The organism is Sphingobacterium sp. HSC-15S19, assembly GCF_050433745.1.
Lineage (GTDB): Bacteria > Bacteroidota > Bacteroidia > Sphingobacteriales > Sphingobacteriaceae > Sphingobacterium > Sphingobacterium siyangense.
The window spans coordinates 1-16,861 of the sequence record NZ_JBNPWQ010000013.1 but is presented as its reverse complement, the minus strand read 5'-3'; the positions used below and the strand labels follow the sequence as shown (position 1 = coordinate 16,861).

At 40.4% G+C, this 16,861-nt stretch carries 14 protein-coding genes and 1 rRNA gene; 12 read left to right on the top strand and 3 right to left on the bottom strand.

The window, feature by feature from the left end; genetic code table 11:
* Positions 1-92: 92 nt before the first annotated feature.
* The 5 genes from L1283_RS12245 (at position 93) to L1283_RS12225 (ending at position 6,496) form a co-directional block, all read left to right on the top strand.
* Entirely contained in the window at positions 93-482 is a 390-nt protein-coding gene (locus L1283_RS12245; protein ID WP_046672738.1) for a DUF423 domain-containing protein, read from the top strand.
* 241 nt (positions 483-723) lie between these two features.
* Complete coding sequence (priA, locus tag L1283_RS12240) at positions 724-3,207, top strand: replication restart helicase PriA (protein ID WP_088162968.1); 2,484 nt, start codon at positions 724-726, stop codon at positions 3,205-3,207.
* Positions 3,208-3,440: 233 nt separating this feature from the next.
* Positions 3,441-4,097 carry a protein-L-isoaspartate(D-aspartate) O-methyltransferase gene (locus tag L1283_RS12235; protein WP_075994205.1) on the top strand — a complete coding sequence of 219 codons (657 nt, stop codon included), beginning with the start codon at positions 3,441-3,443 and terminating at the stop codon, positions 4,095-4,097.
* 105 nt (positions 4,098-4,202) lie between these two features.
* Complete coding sequence (locus tag L1283_RS12230; RefSeq protein WP_145329437.1) at positions 4,203-6,026, top strand: MutS-related protein; 1,824 nt, start codon at positions 4,203-4,205, stop codon at positions 6,024-6,026.
* Positions 6,027-6,094: 68 nt separating this feature from the next.
* Positions 6,095-6,496 carry an acyl-CoA thioesterase gene (locus tag L1283_RS12225; RefSeq protein WP_088162966.1) on the top strand — a complete coding sequence of 134 codons (402 nt, stop codon included), beginning with the start codon at positions 6,095-6,097 and terminating at the stop codon, positions 6,494-6,496.
* A 160-nt stretch (positions 6,497-6,656) separates the two neighbouring features.
* Here the strand turns inward: L1283_RS12225 and L1283_RS12220 are convergent, their stop codons facing one another.
* Positions 6,657-7,031 (bottom strand): DUF779 domain-containing protein, encoded by a 375-nt coding sequence (locus L1283_RS12220; RefSeq protein WP_088162965.1) that lies wholly within the window; start codon positions 7,029-7,031, stop codon positions 6,657-6,659.
* A 120-nt stretch (positions 7,032-7,151) separates the two neighbouring features.
* Complete coding sequence (locus tag L1283_RS12215) at positions 7,152-8,654, bottom strand: aldehyde dehydrogenase family protein (protein WP_088162964.1); 1,503 nt, start codon at positions 8,652-8,654, stop codon at positions 7,152-7,154.
* 174 nt (positions 8,655-8,828) lie between these two features.
* Between L1283_RS12215 and L1283_RS12210 the strand changes: the two genes are divergently transcribed.
* Positions 8,829-9,731 (top strand): AraC family transcriptional regulator, encoded by a 903-nt coding sequence (locus L1283_RS12210; RefSeq protein WP_145329440.1) that lies wholly within the window; start codon positions 8,829-8,831, stop codon positions 9,729-9,731.
* Position 9,732: 1 nt separating this feature from the next.
* On the opposite strand, the gene smpB is transcribed toward L1283_RS12210, so the two are convergent.
* Positions 9,733-10,188 carry an SsrA-binding protein SmpB gene (smpB, locus tag L1283_RS12205; RefSeq protein ID WP_075994200.1) on the bottom strand — a complete coding sequence of 152 codons (456 nt, stop codon included), beginning with the start codon at positions 10,186-10,188 and terminating at the stop codon, positions 9,733-9,735.
* A 411-nt stretch (positions 10,189-10,599) separates the two neighbouring features.
* On the opposite strand from smpB, the gene spt reads away from it, so the two are divergent.
* The 6 genes from spt to L1283_RS12175 all read left to right on the top strand — a co-directional run.
* The gene (spt, locus tag L1283_RS12200) at positions 10,600-11,799 is read left to right on the top strand and encodes a serine palmitoyltransferase (RefSeq protein WP_046672730.1); all 1,200 of its coding nucleotides are present in this window, start codon (positions 10,600-10,602) and stop codon (positions 11,797-11,799) included.
* Between the two features lie 11 nt (positions 11,800-11,810).
* Positions 11,811-12,932 carry a hypothetical protein gene (locus tag L1283_RS12195; RefSeq protein WP_070561222.1) on the top strand — a complete coding sequence of 374 codons (1,122 nt, stop codon included), beginning with the start codon at positions 11,811-11,813 and terminating at the stop codon, positions 12,930-12,932.
* On the top strand, positions 12,929-13,921 hold the full coding sequence (locus L1283_RS12190) for an NAD-dependent epimerase/dehydratase family protein (protein WP_088162961.1): 993 nt from the start codon (positions 12,929-12,931) through the stop codon (positions 13,919-13,921). The genes L1283_RS12195 and L1283_RS12190 overlap by 4 nt, the downstream gene beginning before the upstream one ends.
* A gap of 9 nt (positions 13,922-13,930) precedes the next feature.
* Positions 13,931-14,623, top strand: coding sequence for a CDP-alcohol phosphatidyltransferase family protein (locus L1283_RS12185; RefSeq protein ID WP_075994198.1), 693 nt, complete (start codon positions 13,931-13,933; stop codon positions 14,621-14,623).
* 2 nt (positions 14,624-14,625) lie between these two features.
* Entirely contained in the window at positions 14,626-15,021 is a 396-nt protein-coding gene (locus L1283_RS12180; RefSeq protein ID WP_075994197.1) for a GtrA family protein, read from the top strand.
* A gap of 1,269 nt (positions 15,022-16,290) precedes the next feature.
* Positions 16,291-16,861: ribosomal RNA gene (locus tag L1283_RS12175) — 16S ribosomal RNA — on the top strand; the annotation flags it as partial.

Sequence of the window (16,861 nt, the reverse complement as noted above, 5' to 3'; positions counted from 1 at the left end):
TGTAATATAAATTTAACAAAAAATTCCTTATTTTGCTCTGTTTTTAATACATTTATCGCTAGAAACTCATTTTCAGCATTCACTTTAACATAATGAATAAGAAAATCATTTTAGCCGCTTCGTTGTTGGGAGCATTAGCTGTAATATTAGGCGCCTTTGGTGCTCATGGTCTAGAAGGAAAGGTAAGTACATATCATATTGAAACTTGGAAAACTGCAAATCAGTATCATTTCTATCATACCTTCGCCCTGTTATTTTTATCCACTTTTTCGAGAGCAAAGACGTACTCCATTAAAGTGTCATTTATAGCTTTCCTCATTGGTATACTTTTTTTCTCGGGATCGTTATATGTCTTAAGCGTGCGCGAAATAACCGGCTTTGGAAATCCGTCTATTTTAGGACCTATCACCCCTTTGGGAGGATTATCGTTAATCGTTGGCTGGGTTGCATTATTTATTGCTGCACTAAAAAATAAATCGTAATCCTATTTAATTGCCTATGTTCATACGAAATCATATTCGTATCTAATTATAACGGAGCCTTCTTGAATAGATTTCAGGAAGGCTTTTTTAGGTTGCAATTGACTGACCTATGATCTCTTGGTTTTTTCACGCCGATATCGCTTTGAGCCCGCATGATTGTTGTCGGTTTTAGGTATCGCCGGGGTCGTTTGACCTCTTTTCCTGAAGGTTTTTTTGTACTTTTATACCATAATTTGAATTTATGTCCAATCCACAATCTACGATTTTTAGTGAAAGAGATACGCTGTTTGTTGATGTGGTCCTACCACTAGCATTGGCAAGAACATATACTTATCGTATTCCGATTGACTGGAATGATCGTGTGCAGGTCGGTGTACGTGTCATTGTGCAATTTGGAAAGAATAAGATCTATTCTGCGGTTGTGAAGTCAATTAGTCAGGAAGCACCAAAGCATTATGAGGCAAAGTATATTTTGGACATCATTGATGACAAACCCATTGTCAATTTGGCTCAGTTTAAACTTTGGGATTGGCTAGCCGATTATTACATGTGTAGTTTAGGCGAAGTCATGCAAGCTGCGCTGCCTTCGGCATTGAAGCTGGCCAGTGAGACCAAAGTCGTTTCATCGATTGCGGCAGATTTTGACCGTTCTACACTTTCAGATAAAGAGTATCTGATTATAGAGGCTTTGGAGGTTGCGGGAGAACTTAAAGTCAATGATATTGTGAAATTGTTGGGACAAAAAACAGTCTTCCCCATATTGAAGCAATTATTTGACAAAGGAATTGTTTTGATTTCTGAAGAGATTACAGAAAGATATAAACCCAAGACCAAAGCATTTTTACGTTTTGCTCCCGACTTTAGAAATGAAGATGCAAAAAGAGAATTGTTGGATAGCTTAAACCGTGCGCCAAAACAACAAGATGCGGTATTGGCATTTATGCAGCTGGTCAAAAAAACCGAGGAAATCACGCGGCCCATGTTGGCTGAGGCCTCGGGCTGTGGTAACGGTGCTATTACGGCTTTGATTGACAAAGGTGTTTTTGAAATAAAGGAAAAGGTTGTATCCCGGTTCCAGGGGGAAGATATCGAACTGGATGCCAATTTTCAATTTAATGAAAATCAGCAAAGGGCCTATGCCGAAATACAAGAGTCGTTTGAAGAGAAGGAAGTTACCCTGTTACATGGTGTTACTGCTTCGGGAAAAACACAGATTTATATACGGCTTATCGAACAAGCAATCGCAGCGGGAAAATCAGCCCTTTATCTACTGCCTGAGATAGCGCTGACAGCACAGATTACGGCGCGCTTAAAGCTGCATTTCGGCGATAAATTGGGGGTGTACCACTCCAAGTTTAATGATAATGAACGTGCCGAGGTATGGCATAAAGTAATGAAAAATGAATTTCAGGTCGTGATTGGGGCCCGTTCTTCAGTTTTTCTGCCCTTTCAGGATTTAGGGATTATCATCGTTGATGAAGAGCACGAAAGCTCCTATAAACAGTTTGATCCAGCTCCACGTTACCATGCCCGAGATACGGCTATTTACCTCGGGTTTCTACATCAGACCAAAGTGCTATTGGGATCAGCGACGCCTTCTTTGGAAAGTTATTACAATGCCAAGGCTAAGAAGTATGGTTTTGTGCAACTGCTTGAGCGTTATGGCAACGCACAATTGCCAAGTATTGAGTTGGTGAATATTCCCGAAGAGGGAAGAAAAGAAAATATGTTTTCCTATTTTTCTGGCACCTTGTTAAAAGCAATTGAAGAAGCCGTAAAAAATAAAGAGCAGGTTATATTATTTCAAAATAGACGTGGGCACACGACAATGATCCAATGTAATACCTGTGGATTCGTTGCAAAATGTGTCAATTGTGATGTCAGCTTAACCTATCACAAGAGCTCTAATATGATGCATTGCCATTATTGTGGTCATGTGGAGCCTCCACTTCGTGTTTGTCCGGCCTGTGGAATGCCGCATATCGAAAGTAAAGGATTCGGTACAGAAAGGATAGAGGAAGAACTTGAAATCCTGATGCCCGAAATTCGCATCGGTCGGTTGGATCTGGATTCCACAAAAGGTAAATACGGTTTCGATAAAATTATCACGGCTTTTGATGAGCATGAATTTGATGTTCTTATTGGGACGCAAATGGTTGCTAAGGGGCTCGATTTCGGAAGAGTAAGCCTCATCGGTGTTGTCAATGCAGATACGATCATTAACTTTCCGGATTTCCGTTCGTATGAACGATCTTTTTCGTTATTTTCCCAGGTAGCAGGACGTGCAGGTCGGCGTGAAGCAGGCGGAAAAGTGATCATTCAGAGCTACACCACGAATCATCGGGTGTTAGAACAGGTGGTCAATAACGATTATGAAGGGATGTTTATGACGGAAATTACAGAACGAAAAAACTATCTTTATCCTCCTTTCTACCGGCTTATTCGGATTGATATTAAACATACGGATTTTCAGAAATGCTATGATTCGGCCAATCGTTTTGCCTCGGCGCTGCGTCAACAATTGGGTGCAAGGGTATTGGGTCCGGAACCGCCTTTAGTTTCACGCGTGCGGAATAATTTTATCCAGACCATTACCTTAAAGATTGAACGCACAAATATTAGTATTGCGAAGGTCAAGGAATTGATCCGCTCGGTTCTCCTGGATTTTGAAATAGATAAAACCAATGCTGGTGTACGCGTTCAGGTCGATGTAGATCCATATTAGCGACAATTATTACCCATATAGCTTTTAAAGACTTGCGTTTTAGGTAAAGTTAAACCACATGCGCTTATCGTTTTGTTCGGTCCCAAATTCAAGAGGTCAGCGTAGATTGGGCATAAGGACAGGTGATTTGGAAAATAAAGCAAATTGACTTGAAAATGTGTACTGTATTGGTATTGAATTATTTGTGATTAATTCTGCTTAATGTGCCTTTTAAAAGGTAAATTTGAAACATCATGGCGTACAAGTTTATTGATAATTATCGAGAGAAAGGTGCTCGTAAGAAATTGGTTGAACATCTTAAAAGCCGGGGGATTGCGGACCAGAAAGTATTAGATGCCATTGGCAAGGTACCACGTCACTATTTTTTTGATGAAACATTCTGGAATCAGGCCTATCGGGACATTGCTTTTCCAATAGGTGACGGGCAAACAATTTCACAGCCGTATACCGTCGCCTATCAATCCGAACTGCTCCACGTCAAAAAAGGAGATAAAGTACTGGAAATTGGTACGGGATCGGGATACCAAACCTGTATCTTATTGGAACTTGGCGCAGACGTATATACCATCGAACGTCAGGAAAACCTATATCAACGAACCATTCAAGTGTTGCCGTACATGGGCTATAAACCGAATTTCTTTTTGGGCGATGGCTCCAAGGGAATTGAAGAGCACGCTCCTTATGACAAGATTATTGTAACTGCGGGTGCGCCATTCGTGCCAGAGGTTATGTTAAAGCAGCTGAAAATGGGCGGAATTTTTGTAATCCCTGTAGGAGACGAAAAATCGCAAAAGATGATGACGATCATTCGCGTCGGTGAAAATGATTTTGACCGTATCGAATTGGATACTTTTCGTTTTGTGCCTTTGGTGGGTGATCAAGCCTGGTAGGATATCCATTCAACCAGCTTAAACGACTTCCCTCAAGGTCTTTAAGCGACACCAAAACATCCATGATTAAATTGAAATGAACGTGAAAGAATAAATATTCACCTTATGACTCCAACTGCAATACTATATGACCAGAAGCATCGCGAAATCGCTTCAACTGTCCTCAAATTAAATAAACAAGTCAACACGCTCAGCTTGTCGCGGCTATTTGTGATACTCGGTGGCGGAGCATTATTATTTTATACCTTTCAACTGGAAAGCCTTCCGCTGGTTTTTTTCTGTTTTTTTGCATTATTGTTCCTATTCGCCTATCTCGTGCGGAAGCAGAGCCAGCTAGAGCTTCAGAAGAACTATTTTGAAGCCTATCTGAAAGTTTTGGCAAATGAACAGGCCCTGGCGGACGGAAAATTAAATATGTATGATCATGGCCAGCATTTCGAAAACGGAGCTCATCCTTATAGCTCCGATATGGATGTCTTTGGAACATACTCCTTATTTGCACAGATAAATCGGGCAACGACCAAACAGGGAATTGATCTTTTGGCTTCTTGGCTTGATGCACCTCTCCAAAGCCATCAAATTCAACGCAATCAAGAAGCTTCCCAGGAACTTGAAAATGAATCGGAATGGATATGGGATTTTCAGGCAAAGCTTTTGGCCAATCTGAACCATAAATTGGATATCAAAGCATTTTTGACAAATTACTTTCAAGACCGAAATTTTCAGTTCGGAAATGCCTTCATGCGAGTCTATCTCAAAGTAGGGCCTGTTTTATTTTTGGTCGCTTTAGTCGGCAGTTTTTTCGTGCCAAAATTGGCTGGGGTGGCAACATTGATAGGGCTATTTCATATTCTTTGGGCATTAGCCAAAGCTGGAAGTGTTAGTATATTCTCCTCTCGAATAGACAAGATAGGTGGCGTGCTGGGCTCATACGCAGAGGCGATTCAATCTATTGAAGACCACGCATGGAAGTCTATTGCTATGCGGGAGATTGCGGGAGAGCTTAAACAAAACCAGGGTACAGAATCCATTTCCCTTGCCTTTAAGAAACTCGCTGGTCTTATTAATAATTTGGACGCCCGGAATAATGTCTTTGTCGGGATATTTCTAAACTTGTTTCTGCTTTGGGATTTTAGACAAGTATTGGCTATTGTTGACTGGAAGAATAAATACGAACACGAGATTCTAAATTCATTTGATACCTTAGCTAAGGTTGAGGCTGTAACTAGCCTTGCTATTTGGATGAGAAACCATTCGTCGTACATTTATCCAGTAATTTTGGATAACCCACTGGAAAATAAGATTGATGCGCAAGGGGTATATCATCCATTGATTCCAAGCAATCAGGTTGTAGCCAATGATTACAGTAGTATAGACCATCGAGTTGCTTTGGTGACAGGTTCAAATATGGCTGGAAAGAGTACGTTTCTGCGGACAGTAGGTATTAATGCAATTTTGGCATATGCCGGAGCTGCGGTTGCTGCAGCTTCTTTTCAGCTCCCGATTTATAAACTGATATCCTATATGCGAATCAAGGATAATTTGAATGAAAGTACGTCGACCTTTAAAGCTGAATTGAATCGGATGAAATTTATATTGGATACAGTTTCAGCACATAGCGATAGTTTTTTTCTAATCGATGAGATGCTTCGTGGGACAAATTCTGTCGACAAATATCTGGGCTCCCGTGCAATTATAAAGAAACTGGTTCGATTGGATGGTAAAGGTATGGTGGCTACACATGACTTACAGCTGTCCAGTTTACAAGAGGAATTTCCGGGAGATATCAAAAATTATCATTTTGACATTCGTGTCGACGAGGGTCAGATGCTGTTTGATTATAAGCTGAAGATAGGAGAATGTAAAATATTCAATGCTTCGCTTTTATTGAAAGGTATAGGAGTGGATATCGACGAAAATATGGAATAAAAATGACGGAACTGGAGCTAGATTGGTTTACATTTGTCTCCTCTTAAATCCACTTAATAAAAAAATAAATGACTTTACAAGAACGTATTGATTTATCAGAAACACACGTCTGCACGACCGTGTTTCCGTTTTTGACGAATCATCACGATACCTTATTCGGCGGCAAGGCGATGTCCATTATGGACGAAGTATCGTTTATGGCTGCAACACGATTTTGCCGCAAAACGTTGGTGACTGTATCGACAGATCGTATAGACTTCAATAGGGCAATTCCTTCCGGAAGTATTATTGAAGCTATCGCAAGGGTTCAGAATGTAGGCCGGACCAGCTTGAAGGTGAAGGTCGAGATATTTTTGGAACATATGTACAAGGAGGGAAGAGAACTGGCCATTGAGGGTGTTTTTACATTTGTTGCCCTAGATGAAAACAAACAGCCAATTCCAGTCCTTGAAGGCTTGGATATTGAATAAAATTTTAGCATTCCGAATGCGGAAACTCAGGAGAGAATTTTTTAAAATTATAACATCGAAAAAGGGACGCATCTGCGCCCCTTTTTTCTTTGAGAGAGTGATCCAGAATTTTATAGGTCATCTCTACAACGTTGTGATTCTATGGTGTTTTATGCTTTTTTTATTCGTTTCGTTTGATTGGGCCGAGGTCATTAAGCTCTTCGGTTGTAAATAGGCGATAATGAACTTTGAAAGTTTTACCCAGTGGCGTTTCCAATGAGAATCCTCCGGGACCAAACCCATCCAGTACATCGAGGGTGAAATGCGCATGTTTCCAATATTCAAAGAGATCACGATCCACCCAAAATTCATATCCTTCAGCTAATCCGATCATGGCATCATTCGTCCTCGGAAAATACCCTCCTTCCTCAAAACACTGTGGCTGCGTACCCTCGCAACAGCCTCCGGCTTGATAAAACATTAATTTACCATGCTTTGCTTCAAGTTCATGGATGAGCTCCCTTGCTTTTTCAGTGATGTCTAATCTATTAATCATGGTGAAATCAGTTTATGTGTTTTAGCGTTGGTTCATATGAAATTCAGCGGAAGGGGCAGCATTTGCTCCCCCTAGACTCGGGTATCAAGCTGTTCGAAAAGTATACCCGGTATGCTTCAGTTAAAAGAAGCCAAGTTTTTCTTTGCTGTAGGAAATCAACATATTCTTGGCTTGTCTGTAATGGGCAAGCATCATTTTATGGTTTTCCCGTCCAATTCCTGATTGTTTGTATCCGCCAAATGGAGCGCCAGCTGGGTAGGAGTGGTACTGATTTACCCATACACGTCCAGCTTGTATGGCACGTGGAACCTGATAAAGCTGATGTGCATCTCGGGTCCATACACCTGCTCCGAGACCATACATGGTATCGTTGGCGATGGCAATTGCTTCTTGTTCGTCTTTGAACGTGGTCACTGCAAGCACGGGGCCGAAGATTTCTTCCTGGAAAATGCGCATGCTATTATCACCTTTGAATAGGGTGGGTTTGATGTAGTAGCCTTCTTCAAAACCAGCACCAACATTGTTTTCATCTCCGCCAGTCAATACTTCGGCTCCTTCTTCTTTGCCAAGTTTAATATAGGACATGATCTTATCTTTTTGAATCTTCGATGCCTGAGCACCCATCATTGTTGTTGGGTCTAATGGATCCCCGACTTTGATCTGATTAACCCGATCGATCACTTTAGCAATGAATTTTTCATAAATATCCTCCTGGATCAGTAGACGAGAGGGGCAGGTGCAAATTTCGCCCTGGTTGAGCGCGAATAATACCGCCCCTTCAACTGCTTTGTCCAAAAATGCATCATCTGCATCCATTACCGAACTGAAGAAAATATTGGGCGATTTTCCCCCCAATTCTAGGGTTACCGGGATGATATTTTCAGTCGCATATTGCATGACCAAACGTCCTGTTGCTGTGGAGCCTGTGAATGCTGCTTTGGAGACCTTAGGATTGGTGACCAAGGAACGACCAAGTTCTGCGCCGAAACCGTTGACGATATTGACCACTCCGGCAGGAATCAAATCACCGATGATTTCCATAAGAACAAGAATAGATGCTGGTGTACTTTCAGCGGGCTTTAATACGACAGTGTTCCCTGCAGCAAGGGCCGGAGCTAGTTTCCATACGGCCATCAGAATCGGGAAATTCCATGGAATAATCTGTGCAACAACACCGATTGGTTCGTGTACAATCAGCGACACCGTATTGCTGTCCAGTTCGCTTATGGACCCCTCTTCAGCACGGATTACACCGGCAAAATACCGGAAATGGTCGATGGCTAATGGGATATCCGCATTGAGTGTTTCACGTACAGCTTTTCCGTTGTCTATTGTTTCAACGGCTGCGATATATGCTAAATTAGCTTCAATGCGGTCAGCAATTTTATTGAGGATAATACTTCGTTCTGTAGCGGAGGTTTTTCCCCAGGTTTCAAAAGCTTTGGCTGCAGTGTTGACAGCGAGATCCAGATCTTCTTTTGTTGAATGGGCAACTTGAGTAAACACTTTTCCGTCTACCGGCGAGATATTATCGAAGTATTTTCCTTGAATTGGTGCGACAAATTTACCACCAATGTAGTTGTCATATCGTTCTTTGAACGATGGTCTTTTGATTGCGCTCATATGGTTTATTATTAATTATTTTTAATCCCTTCTTATCAAAGTTAGCCAGCAATTATTCAATAGCGTAGCAGAATTGATCCAAAACATAGCACAATTGTGGCAGATGAATTTCGGCTACAATTTATTTTTTTTATTATATTTGATTGACTGCCAATTATATTTAATTGTTGCACTATGGGAGATAGGACGCTGATTCATACATTGCCATTTTCGCGGGCTGGGGAGCTTAGCACATTAGTGGAGAACCGACGCGCATTTACGTTAGATAGCTTGGAGCTTAATATCTACGAAACATATCGGGTATCGCAGCATGTGCCTTTATGTTTTGAGGATTTGGTTATGATTAACATGATCCAAGGTAAAAAGATCATGCATTTGGAGAATGTAAAGGCTTTTGACTATCTGCCCGGTCAGATGATGGTGTTGCCTGCATCGGTGGCTATGCATATTGACTTTCCGGAAGCGAGCCTCGACCAGCCCACGCAGTGTACCGCTTTAACAATTCATAAAGAGAAGATAGCAGCAGTCTTGGACTATCTAAATGAGTTTTATCCGAAAGAACAATTTAGTCAGTGGCGGATTGATCCGGATTTTTTTCATCTGTACAATTCGACTGAGCTCGCCGACCTGGTGAACAAGTTGTTTCAAATTATTATTAGCGAAAATCCGTTGAAAGATGTACTTGCAGATTTGACTTTTAAAGAGCTTACGATTCGGCTACTTCAGTCACAGTCGCTGATTGCATTAAAAATTGGGAAGTCGCCCAACAAGGTGCTGTTACATGTGCAGGAATTTATTCAGAAACATATTACCGAGAAAATTTCAATTGGTTTATTGGAGCGGACTGCCCACATGAGCAAAGCGAGTCTTACGCGGATGTTTAACCGTGAACTTGGACTTAGTCCGATGGAGTATGTGATCCAACAGCGTATCGAGAAGGCAAAAAAAATGCTTTTACTCACCCGGAATGTAAAGGAGTCTTGCTATGGGGCTGGATTTAATGATGTCAACTACTTTGTCAGGCTTTTTAAAAGCAGGGTAGGAATGACGCCAGGCGCATTTGTCCTGGCGCGTTAATCTAGAATTTCATCACGCGATCAAGCTCTCGTTTAACATCTCTTTCTTTGATGTTTTCTCGTTTGTCAAAATCTTTTTTACCCTGTGCCAAGGCAATTTCAACTTTGGCAAACCCCCGGGAACTGATAAAGATGCGTAGGGGTACAATGGTAAAACCACGTTCTTCCCCCTTCTCTTTTAGCTTTTTTAATTCTCTTTTTGTCAATAGTAGTTGACGGTCGCGTTTTGCTTCATGGTTATAAAAAGATCCCATGGAGTATTCAGCGATGTGCATGTTTCGGATATATAATCCGTCCTCAAAAAAACTACAGAAACTATCGTTAATATTTGCCTTTCCTTCGCGTATGGATTTTATTTCTGTACCCAATAATCGAATTCCTGCAATGTACTTGTCCAGTAAGTGGTATTCAAAAGAAGCTTTTTTATTTTTTATATTGATATCTGAAGATAAAGCCATATATTGTTGTATATTAGTAAGTCTATACCATTGCTATTGCAATGAACCTAAATGTAACTAATTATAGGATAATTTAAAGTTCGCAAATATAATTATTAAAATTGTCTTATTTTAAAGTAGAATTGTGTGGGCAGATGTTAGCGGAGTATTAAAATAAAATTAACGGTTTTGGGCGATGTGTTAAAAATATGACTAAATTTAAGCGAAAGTCAGATTATGTTTTCGTATGTTTGCAACGTTTTTTGGAATTATTGTGAATATATACAACGTAGAATTTCAACTTGCATTGTGCATATTAGCAGATTTTTAGTCGGAGACCGAGTTTTTTATATAAAAGTCCAATTCGATAATTTTGTTTGTTACAATAACATCTAAAAGTTAGAAATAGTTTTAGAAATACCTTTTTATCGCATGAGTAAAGGAAAGTTAGGCGAAAAAATATCGCAATTTAAGATTGTTGAGGAGTTGAAAGCTAAGGGCTTATATGCCTATTTTAGACCTATTCAATCAAAACAAGATACCGAAGTAAAAATCGATGGTAGACGTGTATTGATGTTTGGTTCTAACTCTTATTTAGGGTTAACGACTGATACACGTATTATAAAGGCAGCGCAAGATGCTTTGGAAAAGTATGGTACTGGATGTGCTGGATCTCGTTTCTTAAACGGTACGTTGGATATTCACGTGGAACTGGAAGAAAAATTATCTGCTTATGTAGGTAAAGAAGCCGCGATTCTTTTTAGTACAGGATTCCAATCAAATCTAGGCCCTTTGTCATGTCTAATGGGACGTAATGATTATATTTTGTTGGATGAACGTGACCACGCGTCAATTATTGATGGTAGCCGTTTGTCTTTTTCCAAAGTAATCAAATACGGTCATAACAATATGGAGGACTTACGTGCTAAGTTATCACGCCTACCTGAGGATAGTGCCAAGTTAATTTGTACGGATGGTATCTTTAGTATGGAGGGTGATATTGTTAATTTGCCTGAGCTTACATCGATTGCCAATGAGTTTGATGCTGCCGTAATGGTTGACGACGCACACAGTTTAGGTGTTATTGGGCACAAAGGAGCTGGTACAGCTTCTCATTTTGGGCTTAATGATGATGTAGACTTGATTATGGGTACATTTAGTAAATCGTTAGCTTCTTTAGGTGGATTTGTGGCCGGTGATGCAGATGTGATTGATTTCTTAAAACATAATGCGCGCTCTGTGATGTTCAGTGCTTCAATGACTCCCGCTTCGGTGGCTTCAACATTGAAAGCTTTGGAAATTATTCAAAATGAGCCCGAGCATATTGAAAAATTATGGAAAAATACAGATTATGCCAAAGCACAATTACTGGATCATGGGTTTGATTTAGGTGCTACGGAAAGTCCTATTCTACCAATCTTTATTCGTAGTAATGAAAAAACGTTCTGGGTAACTAAAATGCTCCAAGATGATGGTGTATTCGTTAATCCAGTTGTTTCTCCGGCAGTTCCTGCGGAAGAGTCTTTGATCCGTTTTTCATTGATGGCGACACATACTTATGACCAAATCGACGAGGCTATTGAGAAGATGGTTAAAGTATTCAAACAAGCTGAAGTTGAAACATTAATATAAAATCTAATCGTATGATTCAGATTATACCCGTTGAAACAAAGAAACAAAGACGGCTGTTTATAGATTTCCCTCATAGTCTCTATGAGGGAAATCCTAATTATGTACCTGCCTTATTTCTTGAACAAAACGATTTGCTTTCCCCTGACAAGCATCCCTTTTATAAACATTCCCAAGCACAACCTTTTCTAGCATATCGTAACGATAAGATTGTTGGTCGTATATGTGCCATCTGGAACAACAACCATAATGCCTTTAATCATGTGAATGAAGGACAGTGGGGTTTTTTCGATTGTATAGATGATCAAGAAGTCGCAAACGCGTTATTTGAAACTGCAGAAAAATGGGTTAAAGCTAAAGGAGGGGATACGATCGTTGGGCCTATCAATTTATCGACCAATGATACCGTTGGTTTATTGGTGGACGGTTTTGATAAGCCTCCGGTGGCCATGATGCCCTACAATTCACCTTATTACATCGACTTGATTACCAATTCAGGCTATGGACATAAAGTGGATTTGAGAGCTTACTTGGTTATGGAAAAGTCTGCGGATAAACGCTCTGTATTGCTTTTGGATAGGCTGGAAGAGCGTTTGAAAAGATCTGGCATTACATTGCGTCAATTCAATGTGAAGGATTTTAAAAACGAGGCAGCAAAAGTTCGTGACATTTATAATAGAGCATGGGATAAAAATTCGGGTTTTGTTCCGATGACAGAGGACGAATTTAATTATACGGCCAAAGATTTAAAAATGATTCTCGATCCTCGTTTTGCTATCGTTGCAGAGAAGGATGGTGAGCTTGTTGGCTTTGGTCTAGGGATTCCAGATATCAATCAGATCCTTATCAAAGTGAAGCGCGGACGTCTACTTCCTACGGGTATTTTTAAATTGTTATTTGGAAAGAAAAAAATCAACTTGCTTCGTGTACTCATGTTAGGGGTATTGGAAGACTACCGTAAACTTGGTATTGAAGCATGTTTGTATGGCCGAATTATAAAAGAATCAAAAGATTCTAATATTAAGGGGGCCGAATGTTCATGGATGTTGGAGCATAATTACATGATGAACCACGCTATTGAGCAAATGAATGGAGAATTGTACAAACGTTATCGTTTGTATCAAAAATCATTATGATAGAAAAAGTATTAATCACCGGAGCGAGTGGTTTTGTAGGCTATCATTTGACAAGAGCAGCGAAAGACGCGGGGATGGAAGTTCATGCCGCGGTGAGGAAGTCAAGTGATGTTTCAGAAATTCGCTCTGTTGTAGATAAATTTGTTTATCCGGATTTCTCTGATGAAGAGTCTATCCGAGAATTACTGGAAGCGGAAAACTATACCTATGTTGTTCATGCTGCGGCAATGACTCGTGCCAAACATGAAGAAGATCTCGAAAAGGTCAATGTTGGTTATACAAAAAACTTGGCATCGGCTTGTTTTTCTTTAAAAACTCCCATCAAAAGATTTGTTTTCGTTAGTAGTCTTGCGGCGATCGGTCCTGTTGACTATGATGCTCAACTTATTGATGAAAGCAGCCCTTATCGTCCTGTTACGGCATATGGTCGTAGTAAGCGGAAAGCGGAGCTCGCGTTGAATGATTTTAAAGATCAGCCACTAACGATTTTGCGCCCTACTGCAGTATACGGCCCTCGTGAAAAGGATATTTTTATTGTTTTTAAAACAATGAATGGAGGCCTGGATGCTTATGTTGGTCGTTCTCCTCAAAAGCTTAGCTTTATTTATGTTGCCGACCTGGTGCAGGCGATTATTCATGCCTGTCGTTTTGACCAAGGTGGAAAGCAGGTGTATAGCCTTAGTGATGGACAGGTATATGGGCGTTATGAGTTGGCTAGGTTTTTCAAAGAGTTTAGTCAAAAGAAAATGATTCGTATGCATATTCCTTTGGGTGTAGTGAAGACTATCGCGGTTATTTTTGAACGTTTGTATAAAAATTCTAAAGCAATACCTGTACTATATCCGGAACGGCTGAATGAACTTACAGCTGAAAACTGGGGCTGTGATATCTCGGCGGCTCAACGTCAGCTACAATACCAACCTAAATATGATTTGAAGAAAGGCTTAATGGAGGCATTGGCTTGGTATAAGGAAAATAAATGGCTATAATCGCAGATAATGAGTGAGTTAAAAATAAATAAAAAACTTTTTCAGGATAGAAAGAGAACAAATATCTTAAGTGAACCCGAACAAAAACTTATTTCGTACCTTGTTCCTCGAATCCCCAATTGGATTACTTCGGATGGACTTACGGCAATTGGATTTTTAGGTTCCTTAATGATATTGGGGAGTTTTATACTGGCTGAATATGTTGATATTCGCTATTTACTTTTAGGAATCCCTGGTTTCTTTGTACAATGGTTTGGTGATTCATTAGATGGGCGTATCGCATTCTACCGCAATAAATCCCGTCGCTGGTACGGTTTCGCGCTGGATATTGTAATGGATTGGATCAGTACGGTTTTTATCGGATTGGGATATGTGCTGTATACCGTGGGTGACTTTAAGTATCTGGGATTTACATTGGTCGCATTATATGGCTGGGCAATGATCATTTCTCAGCTCAGGTATAGAATTACAGATAAGTATACGATAGACGCCGGAATTTTGGGGCCTACTGAAATTCGGGTGATTATTTCATTGGTTATGCTCTTCGAAGTTTTAATGCCTGGATCTATTAATTGGTGTGTACTGGTAATCTGTATTGCACTTTTTATAATTAATACAAATGATACACGTCTACTTCTTAAATTAGGCGATGAAAAAGATAAAGAGGATAAATTGAAAAAACAGCAGGAGGAGGCTATTTAACGATGTCTTCAAAAGTTATTACTTTTTTAAAAGCTCAACTTTCCGCCTTTTTAGGCGGATTGTTTGATTTTGGAGTATACTCTGCTTGTTATAAGCTACTTCATATCAGTGCTCCTTTTTCTAATGCTATTAGTGGTAGCCTTGGTGCTGTTGTTAATTTTTTGATCAATCGATACTGGTCCTTTGGTAGTACGCAAAAGTCCGTTGGGAGTCAGCTATGGAAATTTGTGATTGTCGTCTGTGGTAGTATTACATTGAAGTCTACAGGAATTCATTTTCTGGTGGATGTTTATCATTTAAACTTTTTGTTCTCGAAACTAGTCGTTGAGCTGCTCGTTTCTTTGGGCTTCAACTATACACTTCAACGTTTTTGGGTTTTTAAAGCGGAGGAGAAATAGTAATTTCCTTCTTTTTGCGAATCAGCTTTAGCTGGTTTCAGTTTCTTTTCTGTTTTCCGATTCTTTTGATCTCTCTTACTCTTTTCTTACCAAGTTTTGGTTTTGTAGGATGTTAATTTAGCTCTTGTTCTAGACTAAAAGGGCTTTTTAGCGTCTTATCTCTGTTATATTCCTTCAAATCGCTGTTGTTTTCTGTTTCTCTGGGGCAAATCCGAGGTGAAGCGTGCCACCATCTTATTTGTTGATTATATTTATTCGCTTTTATTTAGTTCCTCTTTAAGCTAGATTTTAACTGGTATTTAGTTAGCTTTAAGTTAGGGTTAGTTTAGCTATAACCTAAGCTATACCTAAACTAACCCTAACTAAACCCTATACTAAAATAAAAGTTGATCAAAGTTTACAATAAGTAATCCCTGGACCAAAATGACAGGATCTGGAGCCTTGCTTAAATTCTAAAAAGAATCCCGGGGAAGTCTTAAGGTCGCCATGCCATCCGCTGTTCCGTTGCGGTTGCGGTTCCCCATTACATCCTATTTCTATTATATCGATGGGATTAAACGTTGCGGATCTCTGTTGTTCTCTGTTCGGCTATGTTTGCGTTTTCCGATCTCCCTTTGCTATGCTGCGTCGGTGGGGCGATAGATCCGGCAGGTGCAATTCGGGATGTTTTCGTTGCTCGATGCCGCTATGTGGCCCAATCTGCCGGCCGGATCAGCCATCCCAGCCTTCCGATCACCTGTTTTACAAAAAGAATCTCGCACCGTTACAGGCAGTTAGGGACAAAATGAAATAAATAAGAACAAAAGGCTTGGAAGTTTGTTAGTAATCTCCCTATCTTTGCACCACTCCGCAAGGGAGGGACGGTTACTTCGAGAGAAGGAATCCTGAAAAAAGAAGGGTTTAAGAGAAGTCTGGCAGGATTTAAAATCCCGCTCAGTTTATTTTAAACGCGGAAATCGAAAAAAGGGAAAAGAAAAAAAACTTCAAAAAGTTTTTGGAAGTTCAGAAAAGATTTCTACCTTTGCAGTCCCAACGGAAACGAAGGGAAAAACAAAACGATAAAGAGGGGCGCAATGCCTATCGGAATATAGCGGATACGGAAGTTGAAGCGACAAAAGTTCTTTAAGAAAACACAATCATGTAAGCGTGACGAGTAGACAAACGAAAGTCATGAACAAATTCAAGTAATTCGTTCAATTCGATCCAAGATCAGAGATATAAAAAAAGAATTCTGATTATGTAAATAGTTGGAATCAAAAACTTCATTTTACAATGGAGAGTTTGATCCTGGCTCAGGATGAACGCTAGCGGCAGGCCTAATACATGCAAGTCGGACGGGATCCATCGGAGAGCTTGCTCGAAGACGGTGAGAGTGGCGCACGGGTGCGTAACGCGTGAGCAACCTACCTCTATCAGGGGGATAGCCTCTCGAAAGAGAGATTAACACCGCATAACATATCTGACCGGCATCGGTTAGTTATTAAATATTTATAGGATAGAGATGGGCTCGCGTGACATTAGCTAGTTGGTAGGGTAACGGCTTACCAAGGCGACGATGTCTAGGGGCTCTGAGAGGAGAATCCCCCACACTGGTACTGAGACACGGACCAGACTCCTACGGGAGGCAGCAGTAAGGAATATTGGTCAATGGGCGGAAGCCTGAACCAGCCATGCCGCGTGCAGGATGACTGCCCTATGGGTTGTAAACTGCTTTTGTCCAGGAATAAACCTAGATACGTGTATCTAGCTGAATGTACTGGAAGAATAAGGATCGGCTAACTCCGTGCCAGCAGCCGCGGTAATACGGAGGATCCGAGCGTTATCCGGATTTATTGGGTTT